15 protein-coding genes are annotated in these 17,824 nt (G+C 69.2%); 2 read left to right on the forward strand and 13 right to left on the reverse strand.

Annotated features, from left to right (window positions below):
- Window position 1 precedes the first annotated feature (1 nt).
- Together C566_RS0104415 and C566_RS0104420 are read left to right on the forward strand one after the other, a co-directional pair.
- On the forward strand, window positions 2-928 hold the full coding sequence (locus C566_RS0104415) for an alpha/beta fold hydrolase (protein ID WP_018773129.1): 927 nt from the start codon (window positions 2-4) through the stop codon (window positions 926-928).
- Window positions 925-2,016 (forward strand): glycosyltransferase family 4 protein, encoded by a 1,092-nt coding sequence (locus C566_RS0104420; RefSeq protein WP_018773130.1) that lies wholly within the window; start codon window positions 925-927, stop codon window positions 2,014-2,016. Before C566_RS0104415 ends, C566_RS0104420 begins: the two co-directional genes overlap by 4 nt.
- Before the next feature lie 264 nt (window positions 2,017-2,280).
- Here C566_RS0104420 and C566_RS0104425 read toward each other — a convergent pair whose 3' ends face one another.
- The 13 genes from C566_RS0104425 to pyrR all read right to left on the reverse strand — a co-directional run bounded on the left by C566_RS0104425 (window position 2,281) and on the right by pyrR (window position 17,783).
- Entirely contained in the window at window positions 2,281-4,440 is a 2,160-nt protein-coding gene (locus C566_RS0104425) for a primosomal protein N' (protein ID WP_018773131.1), read from the reverse strand.
- 187 nt (window positions 4,441-4,627) lie between these two features.
- On the reverse strand, window positions 4,628-5,863 hold the full coding sequence (gene metK, locus C566_RS0104430; protein ID WP_018773132.1) for a methionine adenosyltransferase: 1,236 nt from the start codon (window positions 5,861-5,863) through the stop codon (window positions 4,628-4,630).
- A 77-nt stretch (window positions 5,864-5,940) separates the two neighbouring features.
- The gene (locus C566_RS0104435) at window positions 5,941-7,254 is read right to left on the reverse strand and encodes a bifunctional phosphopantothenoylcysteine decarboxylase/phosphopantothenate synthase (RefSeq protein ID WP_018773133.1); all 1,314 of its coding nucleotides are present in this window, start codon (window positions 7,252-7,254) and stop codon (window positions 5,941-5,943) included.
- Between the two features lie 52 nt (window positions 7,255-7,306).
- Window positions 7,307-7,567, reverse strand: a complete 261-nt coding sequence (gene rpoZ, locus C566_RS0104440) for a DNA-directed RNA polymerase subunit omega (RefSeq protein WP_018773134.1) — start codon at window positions 7,565-7,567, stop codon at window positions 7,307-7,309.
- Between the two features lie 39 nt (window positions 7,568-7,606).
- Entirely contained in the window at window positions 7,607-8,179 is a 573-nt protein-coding gene (gene gmk / locus C566_RS0104445; protein WP_018773135.1) for a guanylate kinase, read from the reverse strand.
- Between the two features lie 40 nt (window positions 8,180-8,219).
- Entirely contained in the window at window positions 8,220-8,537 is a 318-nt protein-coding gene (mihF, locus tag C566_RS0104450) for an integration host factor, actinobacterial type (RefSeq protein WP_018773136.1), read from the reverse strand.
- Between the two features lie 188 nt (window positions 8,538-8,725).
- On the reverse strand, window positions 8,726-9,592 hold the full coding sequence (pyrF, locus tag C566_RS0104455) for an orotidine-5'-phosphate decarboxylase (protein WP_018773137.1): 867 nt from the start codon (window positions 9,590-9,592) through the stop codon (window positions 8,726-8,728).
- The gene (carB, locus tag C566_RS0104460; RefSeq protein ID WP_018773138.1) at window positions 9,585-12,884 is read right to left on the reverse strand and encodes a carbamoyl-phosphate synthase large subunit; all 3,300 of its coding nucleotides are present in this window, start codon (window positions 12,882-12,884) and stop codon (window positions 9,585-9,587) included. The genes pyrF and carB overlap by 8 nt, the downstream gene beginning before the upstream one ends.
- Window positions 12,884-14,161: a glutamine-hydrolyzing carbamoyl-phosphate synthase small subunit gene (gene carA / locus C566_RS0104465; RefSeq protein WP_051082255.1), complete on the reverse strand. Its 1,278-nt coding sequence runs from the start codon at window positions 14,159-14,161 to the stop codon at window positions 12,884-12,886. Before carA ends, carB begins: the two co-directional genes overlap by 1 nt.
- A 22-nt stretch (window positions 14,162-14,183) precedes the next feature.
- Window positions 14,184-14,705: a PH-like domain-containing protein gene (locus C566_RS0104470; protein ID WP_018773140.1), complete on the reverse strand. Its 522-nt coding sequence runs from the start codon at window positions 14,703-14,705 to the stop codon at window positions 14,184-14,186.
- Window positions 14,702-16,090, reverse strand: a complete 1,389-nt coding sequence (locus C566_RS0104475) for a dihydroorotase (RefSeq protein WP_018773141.1) — start codon at window positions 16,088-16,090, stop codon at window positions 14,702-14,704. The genes C566_RS0104470 and C566_RS0104475 overlap by 4 nt, the downstream gene beginning before the upstream one ends.
- Complete coding sequence (locus C566_RS0104480; protein WP_018773142.1) at window positions 16,090-17,172, reverse strand: aspartate carbamoyltransferase catalytic subunit; 1,083 nt, start codon at window positions 17,170-17,172, stop codon at window positions 16,090-16,092. Before C566_RS0104480 ends, C566_RS0104475 begins: the two co-directional genes overlap by 1 nt.
- Window positions 17,169-17,783 carry a bifunctional pyr operon transcriptional regulator/uracil phosphoribosyltransferase PyrR gene (gene pyrR / locus C566_RS0104485; protein WP_018773143.1) on the reverse strand — a complete coding sequence of 205 codons (615 nt, stop codon included), beginning with the start codon at window positions 17,781-17,783 and terminating at the stop codon, window positions 17,169-17,171. The genes C566_RS0104480 and pyrR overlap by 4 nt, the downstream gene beginning before the upstream one ends.
- Window positions 17,784-17,824: the final 41 nt, after the last annotated feature.

The raw sequence follows: 17,824 nt of genomic DNA on the forward strand, positions 1-17,824 counted from the left end.
AATGGAACAAGTGGATACCGGTCCCTCACGCGCGCCCCTGTTCAGCGGCGGACTCGACGCCCGCACCCGGGCCGCGGCCGTTGAGGTTGACGGCGCCCGGATCGCATACTGGGTCTACGAACCCGCCGAGGTCACCGCCGAGACGCGCACCATCCTGGTGGTGCACGGGTTCCGCGGCGACCACCACGGCCTGCTCCGGGTAGCCGACCAGCTGACGGACATGCGCCTGATCATGCCGGACCTGCCGGGCTTCGGCAGCTCGGCTGCCTTCGCAGGAACAGGGCACAGCGTTGCCGCCTACTGCCAGTTCGTTGAAGGCTTCATGGCCGCGCTGGGGCTGGGCTCGGACACGGTCCTGTTGGGGCATTCGTTCGGTTCGATCATTGCCAGCCATTTCGTGGCGGCCAAGCCCGGCGCCGTGGCCCAACTGATCCTGGTCAATCCCATCGCGGCGCCTGCCCTCGAAGGGCCCAAAGGCCTGATGACGAAGCTTGCGGTGCTCTACTACGAGGCCGCCGCACGCCTTCCCCAGCGGTTCGGGCTGGCCCTGCTGCGCAGCCAGGCGATCGTGCGGGTGATGAGCGTGACCATGGCCAAGACCGGGGACAAGGACATCCGCCGGTTCGTGCACGCCCAGCACAGCGCCTATTTTTCCTCCTTCGCGGACCGGGACAGCCTGCTTCAGGCCTTCAAGGCCTCGGTGGGCAGCAACGTCACCGAGGTGGCCTGCGAACTGACCCTGCCGGTGCTGCTGATCGCGGGAGAGAAGGACGAGATCGCCATGCTGGCGGACCAGCACAAACTCGCGGCGCGGCTCCCTGACGGGAGGCTGGAAATCATTCCCGGCGTCGGGCACCTGGTCCACTACGAAACCCCCGAACCCGCCGCCCGCTACATCCGACGCTTCCTGAAGGACCACGCCGCGTGAAGATTCTCATTGATGCCCGCTTCACCCGGCTGGACCAGCACGACGGGATCAGCCGCTACGGCGCCAGCCTGATCGCGGCGGCGGCCAAGATCGCCGACGTCTCGATGCTGATCAGCGATCCCCGCCAGCTCGCGCTCCTGCCCGAGGTTCCGTACACCGTGATCAACAGCCCGCTGTCCCCGGCCGAACTCTTCGTGGCGGCCAGGGTCAACAAGCTGGGCGCGGACGTGGTGGTGTGCCCCATGCAGACCATGGGCAGCTGGGGCCGGAAGTACGCCCTGGTGCTGACCCTGCACGACCTCATCTACTATGAGCACCCCACTCCTCCCGGATTCCTGCCGGCCCCGGTCAGGGTCCTGTGGCGGCTGTACCACAAGGCCTTCTGGCCCCAGCGGCTTCTGCTGAACCGGGCGGACATCGTGGCAACGATCAGCTCCACCACGGCGGCCCTGATGGCGAAGTACCGGCTCACCCGGCGTCCCGTCAGGATTGTCGGCAACGCCCCCCAGCACGGCCACACCCCCCGCGACCCCGGGGCGGGGGCCGACAAGACGCTGCTCTACATGGGTTCCTTCATGCCCTACAAGAACGTGGAGACCATGGTCCGCGGCATGGCGGAGTTGCCGGACATGACCCTCCATCTGCTCAGCCGCATCGCCCCGGAGCGGCGGGCCGAGCTCGAGGCCCTGGCCCCGGAGGGCGCAAACATCGTCTTCCACAATGGCGTGACCGACGCCGAGTACGAGGCCCTCCTGGCACGCACCACCGTCCTGATCAGCCTGTCCCGGGCCGAGGGCTACGGACTGCCGCTCGTCGAGGCCATGTCGCACGGCACGCCGGTCATTGCCAGCGACATCCCGATCTTCCGGGAAGTCGGCGACGACGCCGTCAGCTACGTGCATCCGGACTCCCCGGCGGAGTTTGCCGAGGCGGTGCGCACGCTTGAGGACCCCGCCCTGTGGAAAGCCCGTTCCCGCCGTTCCGTGGAGCGGGCGGCAGACTTCAGCTGGGACGAGTCGGCGCGGCGGCTCGTGGCCGTCGCCGAAGAGGCCGTCGCGCTCCGGAACCGGCCTCGCGGCCGGAGATAGCCGGAAGGGCCGTAAGCGGCCGGCTCGGAGATCGACTCCGCACTCGCGGCGGGGCCGGGATGACGCCGGGGCCATGGGTCCCCGATCACCCATTTGTCGCAGATGGCCGCAATAGGAGCCTCATTCCGGCCATCTGTGGCGAATGGCTGCCAGCAGGCAGGCCCGTTGCACGGGCGGGGCCGCCGCGCATGGTGGGGCCGCGGTCCAGGGTGGGCCGCCGCGCCGGGTGGGGCCAGGTGAACCGCGGGGACGCCCTGGAAGGTTCTAGAGGACGTCGACGCCGTCCAGGCGCAGCTGCACCGGGTCGTCGCTGCGCTTGGCTGCGGCCGCCGCCTTGACGGCCCGCATGACAGCCGTGGCGGCCGCGGCCTGGGCGTAGGGGATGAACAGAAGGGTCCGGACTTCCTCGCCGGAATCCCGGGGCGGCGTGCGGCCGGCCCCTGCGGCTGCCGACAGGATGACCGGCGCGGGCCCGGCAGTCCGGAGGACGGTTCCCTGCGCGGCCAGCTGCTGCTGAATGGCATCCGTGAAATGGCCGACGGCGGTCCTGCCTCCGGTGACGGAGGCGACACGCACGGCGGGCGGCAGCTGCAGCTCCTGCCGCAGTGCCAGTTCACGGCTGGCGTACCCGGCGGGATCCCAGCGCAGCAGGGCGCCGACCCCGGCGGCGTCGTCGGCCGTAATGACCACCAGGCCGCCCTCGGAAGCCGGCCGCACCAGGGCCGCGGCGTTGAACCAGCGGCGGACTGCGTCCTCCCCCGCCCTCAGGTTCTCCCGGCGCAGCAGCGAGTCGCCGTCGAGCAGCAGGGCTGCGGCGTAGCCGCCGGCGGCCACCGGTTCGGCACCGACGGTGGCCACCACGAGGGCCGTGGTCTCCGCAACGGTGGCCTTGATCTGGTCCCCGGAAGAGGTGATGACCGGTTTCCCCGGAAAGGCCCGGCCGAGCTCCTCCGCGGTGCGGAGGGCTCCCGTGGCGCCGCGCCGGAGCCTGGCGCCGTTGCACGTGCCGCAGCGCCATGCCGGGGCCGGTGCCGAGCACCAGCGGCACTGCGGCACGGCGCTGCTCCCGGCCGGGCCGGCGATCGCCAGGGGCCCGCTGCACGCGGTGCAGCGGGCAGGTTCCCGGCAGGTGTCGCACACCAGCGAGGGGGCGTAGCCGGCGCGGGCCACCTGGACCAGGACCGGACCGCGTTCCAGGCCCTCCTTGGCAGCCCGCCAGGCCGCGCCGGGGAGGCGGGCGATGCGGGCGAGCGGGTCATGCTCGAGTTCGTAGCTGTCGGCCGTGTTCAGGACGCGCGGGACTGTCCGCCGCAGGACGGTCCGGTCCGCTTCCACGGCCTGGGCCCAGCCGGAGCCGACCAGCCTCTCCGTCTCGGTGCTGCGCGAATGGGCCGCGAGCAGGCACGCGGCTCCTTCCTGGCCCGCCCGCAGCAGGAGCACTTCGCGGGTGTGCGCGTACGGTGACCGCTGCTCGATATGGAGGTCATCGCCGTCGTCCCAGCAGACCACGAGCCCGAGGTTCGGCACCGCCGCGTAGGCCGCGGACCGGGTACCCACCGCGACTCCGGCGGCGCCGCTGAGCACGCGCAGGAAACTGCGGTAGCGCGGCGTCTGGCCGTCGTCAGCGGTGAGCCGGGCGACGTCGCCGGCGGGAAGCAGTTCCAGCAGGGCAGATTCCACGCGATCGAGGTCCCGGTAGTCGGGCACCACCACGACGGCGCCGCGGCCCGAGATCCGGACCGCGGCCACGGCTTCGGCGATCATTCGCGGCCAGCTGGCGGGCCCGTACCCCTGCAGGGCGGTCAGCACGGCCCGGGGCGACTCCCCCGCGGCGAGGTGGGCGAGGAACGCCGCACCGTTGCGGTACCGGGTCCAGACGCTGCCGGCGGCCGGTGACGGAAGCGACACGTCGGTCGCCAGACCGAACATCTCAGTGCCGAAGAGTCCTGGGTCGAGCCGGCCGTCCGGGGCGAATTCCTTTTCGAGTTTGGCCATGCGCGGCGGCACGGCAACGCGCAGGACATCGCTGACGGTTCCGGCGTAGCGCGCGGCGATCCGGCCGGCGAGCTCGGCCACGGCGGGGGTCAGGACCGGCACGGCGGAGAGCACCTTGTGCAGCGGCACGAGGGGGTGGCCGGCGTCGGATCCGGCCGTGCGCTCCAGCAGGTATCCGGCCAGTTCCTGCCCGTTGAACTTGACCTTGACCCGGACTCCGGGCAGGGCTTCGGCGTCGAGGGCGGCGGGCACGCTGTAATCGAAGGGCCGGTCCAGGTGTGGGAGCGAGGATTCGATCAGCACCCGCGCCACCGGCAGGTGCGCCGCAAGGGCAGGCCCGGACGCTTCCGCGGCGGAGGCGGGAAAGCCCTGGAGCAGGGAGAGCTGCTGGGGTTCGCCGGGCGCGCCGCCGGCAGGACTGGGACTCACGGCTCGAACCTCCCCTCGGGCTAAATGGCGGTTTCTCAAATGCACTGTGATCCTGGAAAACTGTGATGCTAAGAAAAACTGTAGCCAGGCCACCGGAAGGCGGCCTGGCTACAGTGCATCACACAGGACTGACAAACTCACCATCAAAACAAACCGCCTGGACGGCTTCGGACGGTGTGGCCCGGCCTCAGGCGTTGAAGAACGCCTTCAGCTCGTCCACCCGGTCCAGGCGTTCCCACGTGAAGTCCGGGTCTTCGCGGCCGAAGTGTCCGTGGGCGGCGGTCTTGGCGTAGATCGGGCGCTTGAGGTCGAGGGCGTCGATGATGGCCCGCGGGCGCAGGTCGAAGATCTCGGCGATCGCGGCGCTGATCCGGGCCGGGTCCACTGTTTCGGTTCCGAACGTCTCAACGTAGGTTCCCACCGGGCGGGCCTGTCCGATCGCGTAGGCGATCTGGATTTCGGCGCGCTTGGCGAGGCCGGCGGCCACCACGTTCTTGGCGACCCAGCGCATGGCGTAGGCGGCCGAGCGGTCCACCTTCGACGGGTCCTTGCCGGAGAACGCGCCGCCGCCGTGGCGGGCCATGCCGCCATAGGTGTCGACGATGATCTTGCGGCCGGTGAGGCCGGCGTCGCCCACCGGGCCGCCAATCACAAAGGCGCCTGCGGGGTTGAGGATGTTGCGGGTCCGTGAGGTGTCCAGGTTGGACAGCGCCATGACCGGTCCCACCACGTGCTCGGCGAGGTCGGCCCGGAGCCGGTCGAGGCTGGTGCCCTCGGCGTGCTGGCTGGAGATGACGACGGTCTCGACCGAGACCGGACGGTCGCCGTCGTAGCCCACGGTGACCTGGGTCTTGCCGTCCGGGCGCAGGTAGGAGAGTTCGCCGTTCTTGCGGACCTCGGTCAGCCGCTCGGAGAGCCGGTGCGCGAGCCAGATGGGCACGGGCATGTAGGACGGGGTTTCATCGCTGGCGTAGCCGAACATGAGTCCCTGGTCGCCGGCGCCCTGGAGGTCGTAGTCGTCCTCCTGGCGGCCTTCACGGGCTTCGAGGGAGTTGAACACGCCGCCGGCGATGTCGTTGGACTGCTGGCCGATGGACACCGAGACGCCGCACCGGGCGCCGTCGAAGCCGTTGGCCGAAGAATCGTACCCGATGCCCAGGATGGTCTCCCGGACTATCTGGGGGATCTCGACGTAGGCGTCGGTGGTGACCTCGCCCGCAACGTGGACCAGCCCGGTGGTGGCCAGGGTCTCCACGGCTACCCGGGACTCGGGGTCTTTGTCGAGCAAGGCGTCGAGGATCGCATCGCTGATCTGGTCACAGATCTTGTCGGGGTGGCCCTCCGTCACCGACTCGGACGTGAAGAGCCGGAGCGCGGCGGGCGTGGACCCGTGGAAGGCGGGGATGTGCAGCGGTAAAGTCACTCAACTACCTTACTGGTTGGATAACGGACGTCCGGCGGCGTGTGTCCCCGTGCTAAGGAGATGTTGGTTACGCCGGGCTACGCCGGCGGTACAGCCCGGCTCAGCTCGGCGCTGATCCGGTCGATCACGGCAGCCGCGACGTCGGATTTGGAACCCGACGCCTCTTGGGGTTCGGAGCCGTCGCGGGAAAGGATGACTACTGAGTTCGTGTCCTCACCAAAGACCAAGTCCCGGCCCACCTGGTTGACGACCAGCAGGTCACAGGCTTTCCGGCGCAGCTTGTCCCGGGCATAGTCCAGGACGTCACCGCCGGCGTCGCCCGTCTCGGCGGCGAAGCCGACAATCAGCTGGTTCCGGGACGCGGCGTCGCGGACCTCGACGAGCTCGCGCAGGATGTCCGGGTTGCGCACCAGGTTGATCACGGGGTCGGCGACGTCGTCGCGCTTCTTGATCTTGGTCCCGGCGACGTCCGCCGGGCGGAAGTCCGCGACGGCGGCAGCCATGATGACGACGTCGGAGTCGGCGGCCGCGTGCAGCGCCGCCTCCCGCAGTTCCAGGGCAGTTTCGACCTGGACGAGTTCGACGCCGGCGGGCGCCGGGACCTCCATGTGGGCGGCCAGGAGGCGGACGCGGGCGCCGGCCGCACTGGCGGCCGCGGCCAGGGCCACGCCCTGCTTGCCGGAGGAGCGGTTGCCGAGGAACCGCACGGGGTCCAGCGGTTCCCGGGTGCCGCCGGCACTGATGGTCACCGTCAGCCCGGCCAACGGCGGGACCGCCGGCTGCGCCGCTGCCGGCCCGGCGGCCGGGGCGGTGTCCATGTCAGCCTTAACGGCCGGCATGGCCGCGGAAGCGGCGGATGCGGCGGCGCCGGCGAGGGCCATGGCGGCGGTGAAGATCGCCTCGGGCTCGGGCAGCCGGCCGGGGCCGGAGTCGGCGCCGGTGAGCCGGCCGCTCGCGGGTTCCAGCACCGTAACACCGCGGCTGCGCAGGGTTTCGACGTTGGCTTCGGTGGCGGGGTGTTGCCACATTTCGGTGTGCATGGCCGGGGCCATGAGCACCGGGCAGTCGCCGGCCATCAGCAGGGTGTTGAGGAGGAGGTCATCGGCCTGGCCGGTGGCCGCACGGGCCAGGAGGTCGGCCGTGGCCGGGGCCACGACGATCAGTTCGGCCTCATGGCCGAGCCGGACGTGGTTGACCGTGTGGACGGCGTCGAACACGCTGTTGCTCACCGGGTGCCCGGACAGGGCCTCCCACGTGGCGACGCCGACGAAGCGGGTGGCCGCCTCGGTGGGGATGACCGTGACGTCATGCCCGGCTTCAGTAAAAAGCCGGAGGAGCGATGCCACCTTGTAGGCGGCAATCCCTCCCCCGACTCCGAGGACTATGCGCACGTGATCTCCGTCAGCAGGCAGTCTGTTTACTTGGCTCTTCCCGCGGAGGGAATTACTCTGCGGTTTCGATCGGCGTGGAGACGAGCTTGCCTTCGTTGATCTCGCGCAGCGCGATCGACAGGGACTTCTCGTTCAGCTTGGTGTCTACCAGCGGGCCAACGTACTCAAACAGGCCCTCATGCAGCTGGGCGTAGTACGCGTTGATCTGGCGTGCGCGCTTGGCACCGAAAATCACCAGTCCGTACTTCGAATCGGCGGCCTTCAGCAGCTCGTCGATCGGCGGGTTGATGATGCCTTCAAGGTTCGTGGACACGAATTCTCCAAATTCTAACGGGCCGGTACGTCCCGGCGCCTAGCGCGGGTTCGGGGTCAGCCCCATGAGTGAAACAAGCTCGTCCGCTGCCCGACGAACGTCATCATTGATGACGGTGTGGTCGAACTCCGGTTCAGCGGCAAGTTCTAGTTTAGCGGTTTCCAGCCTCTGCTGTTGTTCTTCGGTGCTTTCCGTGCCGCGGCCGACCAGCCGGCGGACCATTTCGTCCCAGCTCGGGGGCGCCAGGAACACAAACTGGGCATCCGGGACGGCCTGCTTGACCTGCCGGGCGCCCTGCAGGTCGATCTCCAGCAGCACCGAGCGGCCCTCGGCAATGGCGGCGTCAACCGTGCTGCGCAGCGTGCCGTAGCGGTTCCGGCCGTGGACGACGGCCCATTCGAGCAATTCGCCGTTTTCGACCAAAGAATCGAATTCCTCGGCCGATTTGAAGAAGTAGTGGATCCCGTCCTGCTCCCCCGGCCGCGGCGGGCGCGTGGTGGCAGACACGGAGAGCCAGACGCCGGGATAGTTATCCCGGATGTAGGTGGACACGGTGCCTTTGCCAACAGCCGTCGGGCCGGCGAGGACTGTCAGTCCCGGTTTCTTGCTCACATATTCCTTTGGGCGGTGGTGGGCAACTCGGCGGACCGAGCTACTTGTCGTCAATAAAATCTACCAGCGCACGGCGCTGGTGGATTCCCAGGCCGCGGACCCGTCGGGACTGTGCGATGCCGAGCTGGTCCATGATGGCCGCCGCCCGGACCCGGCCGATCCCGGGCAGAGCCTCGAGCAGCTCCACGATTCTCATGCGGGCAATGGCGTCGTCGGATTCGGCGGCGCTGATGACTTTGGCGATGGTCAGCTCGCCCGTCTTGAGGCGCTCCTTGGCCTCGGCCCTGGTGGCCCTTGCGGCAGCAGCCTTGCGAAGGGCGTCGGAACGCTCCTGAGGAGTGAGTGGTCTCAAACTCACGGAAGGCCTCCCTGCATGGCGGGACGGGGCACTCATGCCCTTGCCCCGAACCTACCGTCAGGCGGCGGCAGAAATCAATGGAAATCTGCGCGCCGGCCAGTTCGGGAACGGAAAAGAGCAGTCCCCGGACGGGGCAGCCCGCGGTCCGGGTCCGTTAGCTCGGTCCCGGGCCGGTGTGGCGGCCGCCGCTAGGCGGCGAGGAGTTCGTCGAGGGTGCGCCGCGCGGCATCCCGGAGGGCCTGCTGCTGCGGTCCGGCGCCGAGGATGTCCCGGCTTGAGGTGCCCAGGACCTGGGGATAGGCCGCACCGAAAGTGCGGCGCAGGTCCGCGGCGGTGGCTCCCTGCGCACCCAGCCCGGGGGCAAGGATGGGCCCGCGGACCGCCGCCAGATCGAGATCCAGTGCGGTGAGGGCGGAGCCCACCGTGGCGCCGACCACCAGGCCCACGGAACCAAGGGAACCGTCATAGCGGCGGTTCTCCACCGCGGCCGCTTCCGTGATCCGCCGCGCCACGGAGTCCGTCCCGCCGACGTGCTGGACCGAGGCTCCCTCCGGGTTCGAGGTCAGCGCCAGGACGAACACCCCGCGCCCGGTCTCGGCCGCCAGGTCCAGGGCGGGCCGGAGTGATTCGAAGCCCAGGTACGGGCTCAACGTCACCGAATCCGCGGCCAGGGCCGAACCGTCCCGCAGCCAGGCGTCCGCGTAGGCGGCCATGGTGGAGCCGATGTCGCCGCGTTTGGCGTCCGCGATGGTCAGCACGGACGCTTCAGCCGCCGCCGCCAGGGTGCGTTCGAGCACGGCGATGCCGGCCGAGCCGTGGCGCTCATACAGGGCCACCTGAGGTTTCACCGCGGCAGCGAGGGAACCCACGGCCTCCAGCACGGTCAGCGAGAAGCGTTCCAGCCCGGCGGCGTCGTCACTCAGCCCCCAGCGCTGCAGCAGCGCCGGGTGCGGGTCGATGCCGACGCACAGCGGTCCGCGGGCCGCCATGGCCCGCCCCAGCCGGGAGCCGAAGGACTCCCGGCCGGCCGTTTCGGCGGCGGATGCCTCAGGCATCCTGGAGCGCCTTCAGGTTCGCGGCGTGCTCCTGCAGGCTCGTGACCGACCATTCGTAGGTGCGCAGCGCCTCGATGGCCTGGACGGCGGCGTTGAACTCGGCCACGGTGGTGATGCACGGGATCCCGATCGACGTCGCGGCGGCACGGAGTTCGTAGCCGTCGCTGCGGGCCTCGCCACCGGAGGGGGTGTTGAAGACCATGTCGATCTCGCCGGCGATGATGAGGTCGGCGATGGTGCCTTCACCCTCGGCGCTGGAGCCTTCGGCGACCTTCCGGACCGGGGTGGCCTGGATGCCGTTGCGGCGGAGCACGTCGGCCGTGCCGCCGGTGGAGACGATCTCGAAGCCGAGGTCCGAGAGCCGCTTGACGCCCATGATGACCGAGCGTTTGTCCCGGTTGGCCACCGAGACAAAGATCTTGCCCTCGGTGGGCAGCGCGTTGTTCGCGGCCGCCTGGCTCTTGGCGAAGGCCGTGTCGAAGTGCTTGTCGATGCCCATGACCTCGCCCGTGGAGCGCATTTCCGGGCCGAGCAGGGAGTCGACCACCTTGCCCTCGGGGGTGCGGAAGCGGCTGAACGGCAGCACGGCTTCCTTGACCGAGACCGGCGCGTCCAGCGGCAGGGTGGAGCCGTCGCCGCTCTCCGGCAGCATCTTGTAGGCGCTGCGGAGCTGGTTGATGGTGACGCCGGTGCCGATCAGGGCAGCGGCTTTCGCCATTTGCACACCGGTGGCCTTGGAGACGAACGGCACGGTGCGGGAGGCGCGCGGGTTGGCTTCGAGGACGTAGAGCACGTCGGAGGCCAGGGCGAACTGGATGTTGATCAGGCCGCGGACGCCCACGCCCTCGGCGATGGCCAAGGTGGCGGTGCGGACCCGTTCCAGCACGTTGCCGCCCAGGGTGATGGGCGGCAGCACGCAGGCCGAGTCGCCGGAGTGGATGCCGGCCTCCTCGATGTGTTCCATGATGCCGCCGAGGTACATCTCCGTGCCGTCGTAGAGGGCATCGACGTCGATCTCGACGGCGTCCTCAAGGAAGCGGTCGATCAGCACCGGGTGGTCCGGGGTGATTTCGGTCGCGTTGGCGATGTAGCGGGAGAGGTTGGGCTCGTCGTAGACGATCTCCATGCCGCGTCCGCCGAGGACGTAGGAGGGGCGGACCAGGACCGGGTAGCCGATCTCGTCGGCGATCTTCTTGGCGTCCTCGAAGGACACGGCGGTGCCGTTCTTCGGCGAGACGAGCCCGGCCTTGTCGAGGACGCGGGAGAAGGCGCCGCGGTGCTCGGCGAGGTCGATTGCCTCTGGCGAGGTGCCGAGGATCGGCACGCCGGCGTCGGCGAGCTGCTGGGCGAGCTTGAGCGGGGTCTGGCCACCGAGCTGGACGAAGACGCCCATGACCCCGCCGGTGCGCTCCTCGGCCGCGATGACCTCGAGGACGTCCTCCAGGGTGAGCGGCTCGAAGTAGAGCCGGGTGGAGACGTCGTAGTCCGTGGAGACGGTTTCCGGGTTGCAGTTGACCATCACGGTCTCGTAGCCGGCCTTGCGCAGTGCCATGGAGGCGTGCACACAGGAGTAGTCGAACTCGATGCCCTGGCCGATCCGGTTGGGTCCGGACCCGAGGATGATGATGGACGGCTTGGCGTGCAGCGCCACCTCGTCCTCCTCGTCATAGGAGGAGTAGTGGTACGGGGTGTAGGCGGCGAACTCGGCCGCGCATGTGTCCACGGTCTTGTAGACGGGACGGATGCCCAGGGCCTGCCGGACCCCGCGGACGACGTCCTCGGAGTTGTGGGTCAGCGCACCGATCTGTTCGTCGGAGAAGCCGTGGCGCTTGGCGCGGGTCAGCATCTCCGGGGTCAGCGCCGCGGCCTGGCGGATTTCGAGGGAGATCTCGTTCAGCAGCTGGAGCTGGTCCAGGTACCAGGGGTCGATCTTGGTCGCCTCGAAGAGCTGTTCGACGGTGGCGCCGCCGAGCATGGCGCGCTGCACCTGGTGCAGGCGCTCGGTGGTGGGACGCTTGGCCTTTTCGATCAGCTCCGCGACTTCCCATTCCGGGACGTGGCTGAAGTCCAGCTGCGAGCCCTTCTGCTCGAGGGAGCGCAGCGCCTTCTGCAGCGCCTCGGTGAAGTTCCGGCCCATGGCCATGGCCTCGCCCACCGACTTCATGGTGGTGGTCAGGGTGGGGTCCGCCGCCGGGAACTTCTCGAAGGCGAAGCGCGGGACCTTCACCACCACGTAGTCCAGGGTCGGTTCGAAGGACGCCGGGGTCTTCTGGGTGATGTCGTTCGGGATCTCGTCCAGGGTGTAGCCGAGGGACAGCTTCGTGGCGATCTTGGCGATCGCGAAGCCGGTGGCCTTGGACGCGAGGGCGGAGGAACGGGAGACGCGGGGGTTCATTTCAATCACGACCACGCGGCCGGTGTCAGGCTCGACGGCGAACTGGATGTTGCAGCCGCCGGTGTCTACGCCCACCTCGCGGATGACGGCGATGGAGATGTCGCGCAGCCGCTGGTATTCGCGGTCCGTCAGGGTCAGGGCCGGGGCGACGGTGATCGAGTCGCCGGTGTGCACGCCGACCGGGTCGAAGTTCTCGATGGAGCAGACCACCACGACGTTGTCGTTTTTGTCCCGCATCATCTCGAGCTCGTACTCCTTCCAGCCGAGGATGCTCTCTTCGAGCAGCACCTCGGACGTGGGGCTGTACTGCAGGCCCTGGCCGACAATCCGGCGCAGGTCCCCCTCGTCGTAGGCCAGCCCGGAGCCCAGGCCGCCCATGGTGAAGGAGGGCCGGACGACCATCGGGTAACCGAGGTCCCCGGCCGCCTCGAGTGCCTCGTCCATGGTGTGGATGATGTGGCTGCGGGCCGACTCGGCGCCGCAGCGCTCCACGACGCCCTTGAACTTTTCGCGGTCCTCGCCCAGCTCAATCGCGGCAATGTTGGCGCCGATCAGCTCGACGTTGTACTTCTCCAGGACGCCGTTCTTGTCCAGCGCGATGGCCGTGTTCAGGGCCGTCTGGCCGCCGAGGGTCGGCAGGAGCGCGTCGGGGCGCTCCTTGGCGATGATCTTCTCCACCACTTCGGGGGTGATCGGCTCGATGTAGGTCGCGTCAGCGAACTCGGGGTCCGTCATGATGGTGGCCGGGTTGGAGTTGACGAGGATGACCCGCAGGCCTTCCTCCTTGAGGACGCGCAGTGCCTGGGTGCCGGAGTAATCGAATTCGGCCGCCTGGCCGATCACGATCGGGCCGGACCCGATGACCATGACGCTCTTGAGGTCAGTTCTCTTGGGCATTACTTCGTGTCCTCAGTCTTGGAATCGGTGGCAGTCTTTGTGCCGGTCTCTGTCTTTGAAGAAGCGTCCGCCATCAGCTCGATGAAGCGGTCGAAGAGGTAGGCGGCGTCGTGCGGGCCGGCGGCCGCCTCGGGGTGGTACTGCACGGAGAAGGCCGGAATGTCGAGGCAGGACAGGCCCTCGACGACGTCGTCGTTGAGGCTCACGTGGCTGACCTCGACGCGGCCGAAGCGTTCCTCGGGGGCCTGGGTGGCGCCGTTGAGCGGGGCGTCGACGGCGAAGCCGTGGTTTTGCGACGTTATTTCGACCTTGCCGGTGCGGCGGTCCATCACGGGCTGGTTCAGGCCGCGGTGGCCGTAGCGCAGCTTGTACGTGCCGAAGCCGAGGGCCCGGCCCAGGATCTGGTTGCCGAAGCAGATGCCGAAGTACGGGATCTTCTCATCGAGCACGGAGCGCAGCAGCGCCACCTGGTTGTCCGCGGTGGCGGGGTCGCCGGGGCCGTTGGACATGAAGAAGCCGTCGGGGTTGACGGCCTGGACGTCGGCGAGGGTTGCCGTGGCGGGCAGCACGTGTACCCGGACCCCGCGCTCGGCGAAGCGGACCGGGGTCATGCGCTTGATGCCGAGGTCGATCGCGGCAATGCTGAACCGAGGCTCGCCGTCCCAGCCGAAGTCCTTGGGCTCCACCGTGTAGGCGGCGTCCACGCTGACTTCCTCGGCGAGCCGGGAGCCTTCCATCGGCGCGCTGGCCAGGACGGCGTCGACGAGGTCCTTGTCCGTGGCGCGGGCGGCGTCGCCGGAGAAGATGCCGGCGCGCATGGTCTTGTGTTCGCGCAGGTGGCGGGTGATGGCGCGGGTGTCGACGCCCTGGATGCCGACGATCCCCTGCTCGACGAGCTCGTCGTCGAGGGAGCGTTCGGAACGCCAGTTGGAGGGCCGGCGCGCGGCGTCGCGGACGATGTAGCCGGCCACCCAGATGCGGCGGGACTCGGCGTCGTCGGTGTTGACGCCGGTGTTGCCAATGTGCGGCGCGGTCTGGACCACGAGCTGGCGTGCGTAGGAGGGGTCGGTGATGGTCTCCTGGTAGCCGGTCATGCCGGTCGCGAAGACTGCCTCGCCGAGGGCCGTTCCGGCGGCGCCGTAGCTGGTGCCACGGAAAATCCGGCCGTCCTCGAGCACGAGGACTGCGGGGGTGGATGCTGCTGCAGCGGGTGCAGTGGGGGTTGGTGTCACTGTTTTTTCAATCACTGTTTTTTCTGACACTGCTGTTTCTGACACTTCGTTGGCTTCCGTCACGTCGTTACTTTCCACTATCGGCTTCTGCCTGAGGGGCTGCGGAGATCAAATTTCGGAGGGTGGTGAGGAGCACGGCTTTGTCCTCGGCGCGGCGCGTCCGGTAGCCGGTGTCGAGTTCGTGGGAACCGAGCATCCAGCTGAGCACCAGCAGGCCGTCCTTTTCCACGAACTTTCCGGCCATGCCGCTTTCCTGCCGCACACCGGTGAGGCGTCCGGCCGGGATGAACACCGGGCCGGCGCCCGCGCGCTCGAACAGCACGCCTTCGGGGTGCACGGAGAGCCTGGCGTTGGTGCGGATGCCCAGATGGTGCACGGCGATCCGGTCCAGCCAGTCACCGGCGGTGGTGGAGGCGACGTACTGGCCGTCGGCGGCGGCCAGCGGGGCGCCGAGTCCGGCCGGAACCTCGGGGAGGGGCTCGACGTCGGACTGGCGGCGCAGGCGGTTACGCCAGCCGACGGCGATGAGGGCAAGCGCGACGCCAATCAGGACGAGCGTGAAGAGCAGGGAAAGGTCCTTGACACTCACGGGCGGCGGCCCGCCGGTCCGGCGTCGAGCGCATCGACCGGCCACCGGTAGGGGGTGTTGAGTTTTCCGTCGAGAACGGTCGGGTGGCCCTTGAAAAACGTCGCCACTACCTTCCCCGGCAGTTCCCGGCCGGCAAACGGAGAGTTTCGGCCCATGGTTGCCATCTTAGAAGGGTCCACGGTCCAGCGCGCAGCCGGGTCCACGAGTATGACGTTGGCCGGCTCCCCCGCCTCGAGCGGCCGGCCCTGGTCCTGGACCCGGCCGATGGCGGCCGGCGCCGTAGAGGTCACACGGGCGAAGTCCTCCCAGCCCATCAGGCCGGTTTCGATCATGGTGTGCTGGACCACGGAGAGCGCGGTTTCCAGCCCGGTCATGCCCATGGCTGCCTGCGCCCATTCGCATTCCTTGTGTTCGCTCGGGTGCGGGGCGTGGTCGGTGCCGACGACGTCGATCGTGCCGTCGGCCAGGGCGGCCCGGAGGGCCTGGACATCGGCGTCCGTGCGCAGCGGCGGGTTGACCTTGTAGACGGGATCGTAGCTGCGGGCGAGCTCATCGGTGAGCCAGAGGTGGTGCGGGGTGACCTCGGCTGTGACGTTGACGCCGCGGGACTTGGCCCAGCGGATGATCTCCACAGACCCGGCCGTGGAGACGTGGCAGACGTGCAGGCGGGAACCGACGTGCTGGGCCAGCAGCACGTCACGGGCGATGATGCTCTCTTCGGCGACGGCCGGCCAGCCGGCCAGGCCGAGGACGGCGGAGACCTCGCCCTCGTTCATCTGGGCGCCGGCGGTGAGGCGGGGTTCCTGCGCGTGCTGGGCCACGACGCCGTCGAACGCCTTGACGTATTCGAGCGCGCGGCGCATCAGCACCGGGTCGTGCACGCAGATGCCGTCGTCGGAGAACACCCGAACATGGGCGCGGGAGTCTGCCATGGCGCCGAGCTCGGCGAGCTGCTCCCCCGCGAGGCCCACGGTGACCGCGCCTACCGGGCGGACGTCCACCCAGCCGGCGGTCCGGCCAAGGGTGAGGACTTGCTCCACGACGCCGGCGGTGTCCGCCACCGGGGTGCTGTTGGCCATGGCGTGCACGGCCGTGTAGCCGCCCAGGGCGGCGGCGCGGGTTCCGGTTTCGACGGTTTCGGCGTCTTCACGGCCGGGTTCGCGCAGGTGGGTGTGGATGTCCACCATGCCCGGGAGCGCGACGAGGCCCGCGGCGTCGATGACTGTCGCTTCCCGCACCCCGGCAACGTCGGCGTCCAGGTGCCGGCCGCGGGCGGCGATCACGCCGTCCCGGATCAGGAGGTCTTCGGCTGCTCCGCCCAGGATTGAGGCACCCCGGATGAGGTGGGCGCCGCTGTTGTCTGCGTTCTGGTGCTGATCGGCCATCAGTGGCTCTCCTGGTGGGAATAAGTGAGGTTCGGATTGGCGGCGTGGGCCGCGGGCGCGTCCGAAGACGCGGCCGCAGACGCGGCCGCAGAGGCAGAAACTGCTGCGGCGGCGGGCTCGCGGTTCTCCCCGGACAGCAGCAGGTATAGTGCCGCCATCCGGACCGAAACGCCGTTGCGGACCTGCGCCAGCACGGTGGAGCGGGGCGAGTCGGCCGCGGCCGCGGAGATTTCCAGGCCGCGGTTCATCGGACCCGGGTGCATGATGATGGTGTCCTTGAGCCCCAGGCTGTCGAGGGCACGGAGCCGGTTGTCGTCGAAGCCCCAGCGCCGCGAGTACTCGCGGGTGGTGGGGAAGAAGGAGGCATTCATCCGTTCGCCCTGGACGCGGAGCATCATCATGGCGTCCACGCCCTGCGCGAGGGTCTCGTCGAGGTCGAAGCTGACCGCGCACGGCCATTTTTCGACGCCGATGGGCAGCAGCGTGGGCGGCGCGACGAGGGTGACCTCGGCGCCGAGGGTGCGCAGCAGCCAGACGTTGGAGCGGGCCACGCGCGAATGCAGGACGTCACCGGCGATGGCGACGCGCATGCCTTTGAGGTCGGCGCCGGCCGACGGTGTTCCGGCCAGCTTCGACCAGTGCCGGCGCATGGTGAACGCGTCCAGCAGCGCCTGGGTGGGGTGTTCGTGGGTGCCGTCGCCGGCGTTGATGACGGCGGCGTCGATCCAGTCGGTCGCGGCGAGCCGGTGCGGGGCGCCGGAGGCCCAGTGCCGGATGACCACCGCGTCGGCGCCCATCGCCGCGAGCGTCTGGGCGGTGTCCTTCAGCGACTCGCCCTTGGAGACGGACGAGCCCTTCGCGGCGAAGTTGATGACGTCGGCGGAGAGCCGCTTGGCGGCGGCCTCGAAGGAGATCCGGGTGCGGGTGGAGTCCTCGAAGAAGAGGTTGACCACGGTGCGCCCGCGCAGGGCGGGGAGCTTTTTGACCTCGCGCTCCCCCACAGCCGCCATTTCCTCGGCGGTGTCCAGGATGCGGATGGCGTTGTGCAGGCTCAGGTCTTCGGTGGAGAGCAGGTGCCTCATGCGGTGGCCTCGATGACCACTTCATTGACGGGGGCCCCGTCTGTTGCCCCGCCTCCGGCAGAGTCGGTTTCCTCGAGCCGGACCCGGACCTTCTCCGATGAGGAGGTGGGCAGGTTCTTGCCGACATGGTCCGCGCGGATGGGCAGTTCCCGGTGGCCACGGTCGATCAGCACGGCGAGGCGGACAATCCGCGGCCGGCCGAGGTCGATGATGGCGTCCAGGGCCGCCCGGATGGTGCGTCCGGAATAGAGGACGTCGTCGATCAGCACCACAACTTTGTTGTCGATGCCGGTGCGCGGCAGCTGGGTGGGGTACGGCGGCCTGGTGGGCTGGTGGGAGAGGTCGTCGCGGAACATCGTGACGTCGAGTTGGCCGACAATCGCGGCGGCGTCCACGGTGGGATCCGCGGCGGCGATCTTGGCGGCGAGGCGGACGGCGAGGGGATAGCCCCGGCGCGGGATGCCCAGCAGGACGAGGTCCTGGGAACCTTTATTGGCCTCAAGAATTTCATGGGCGATACGAGTGAGGGCGCGGTCTATGTCAGCCTGGTTGAGGACAACCCGGGTGAGCACCACCTGCGCCGGACCCGGTGCTGAAGGCACGGAAGTCATGGCTCGTCTCCCCTTTCCCCGCCTCACGGGACGGAATTAAA

The sequence above is a fragment of the Arthrobacter sp. 131MFCol6.1 genome (genome assembly GCF_000374925.1).
Classification (GTDB): Bacteria; Actinomycetota; Actinomycetes; order Actinomycetales; family Micrococcaceae; genus Arthrobacter.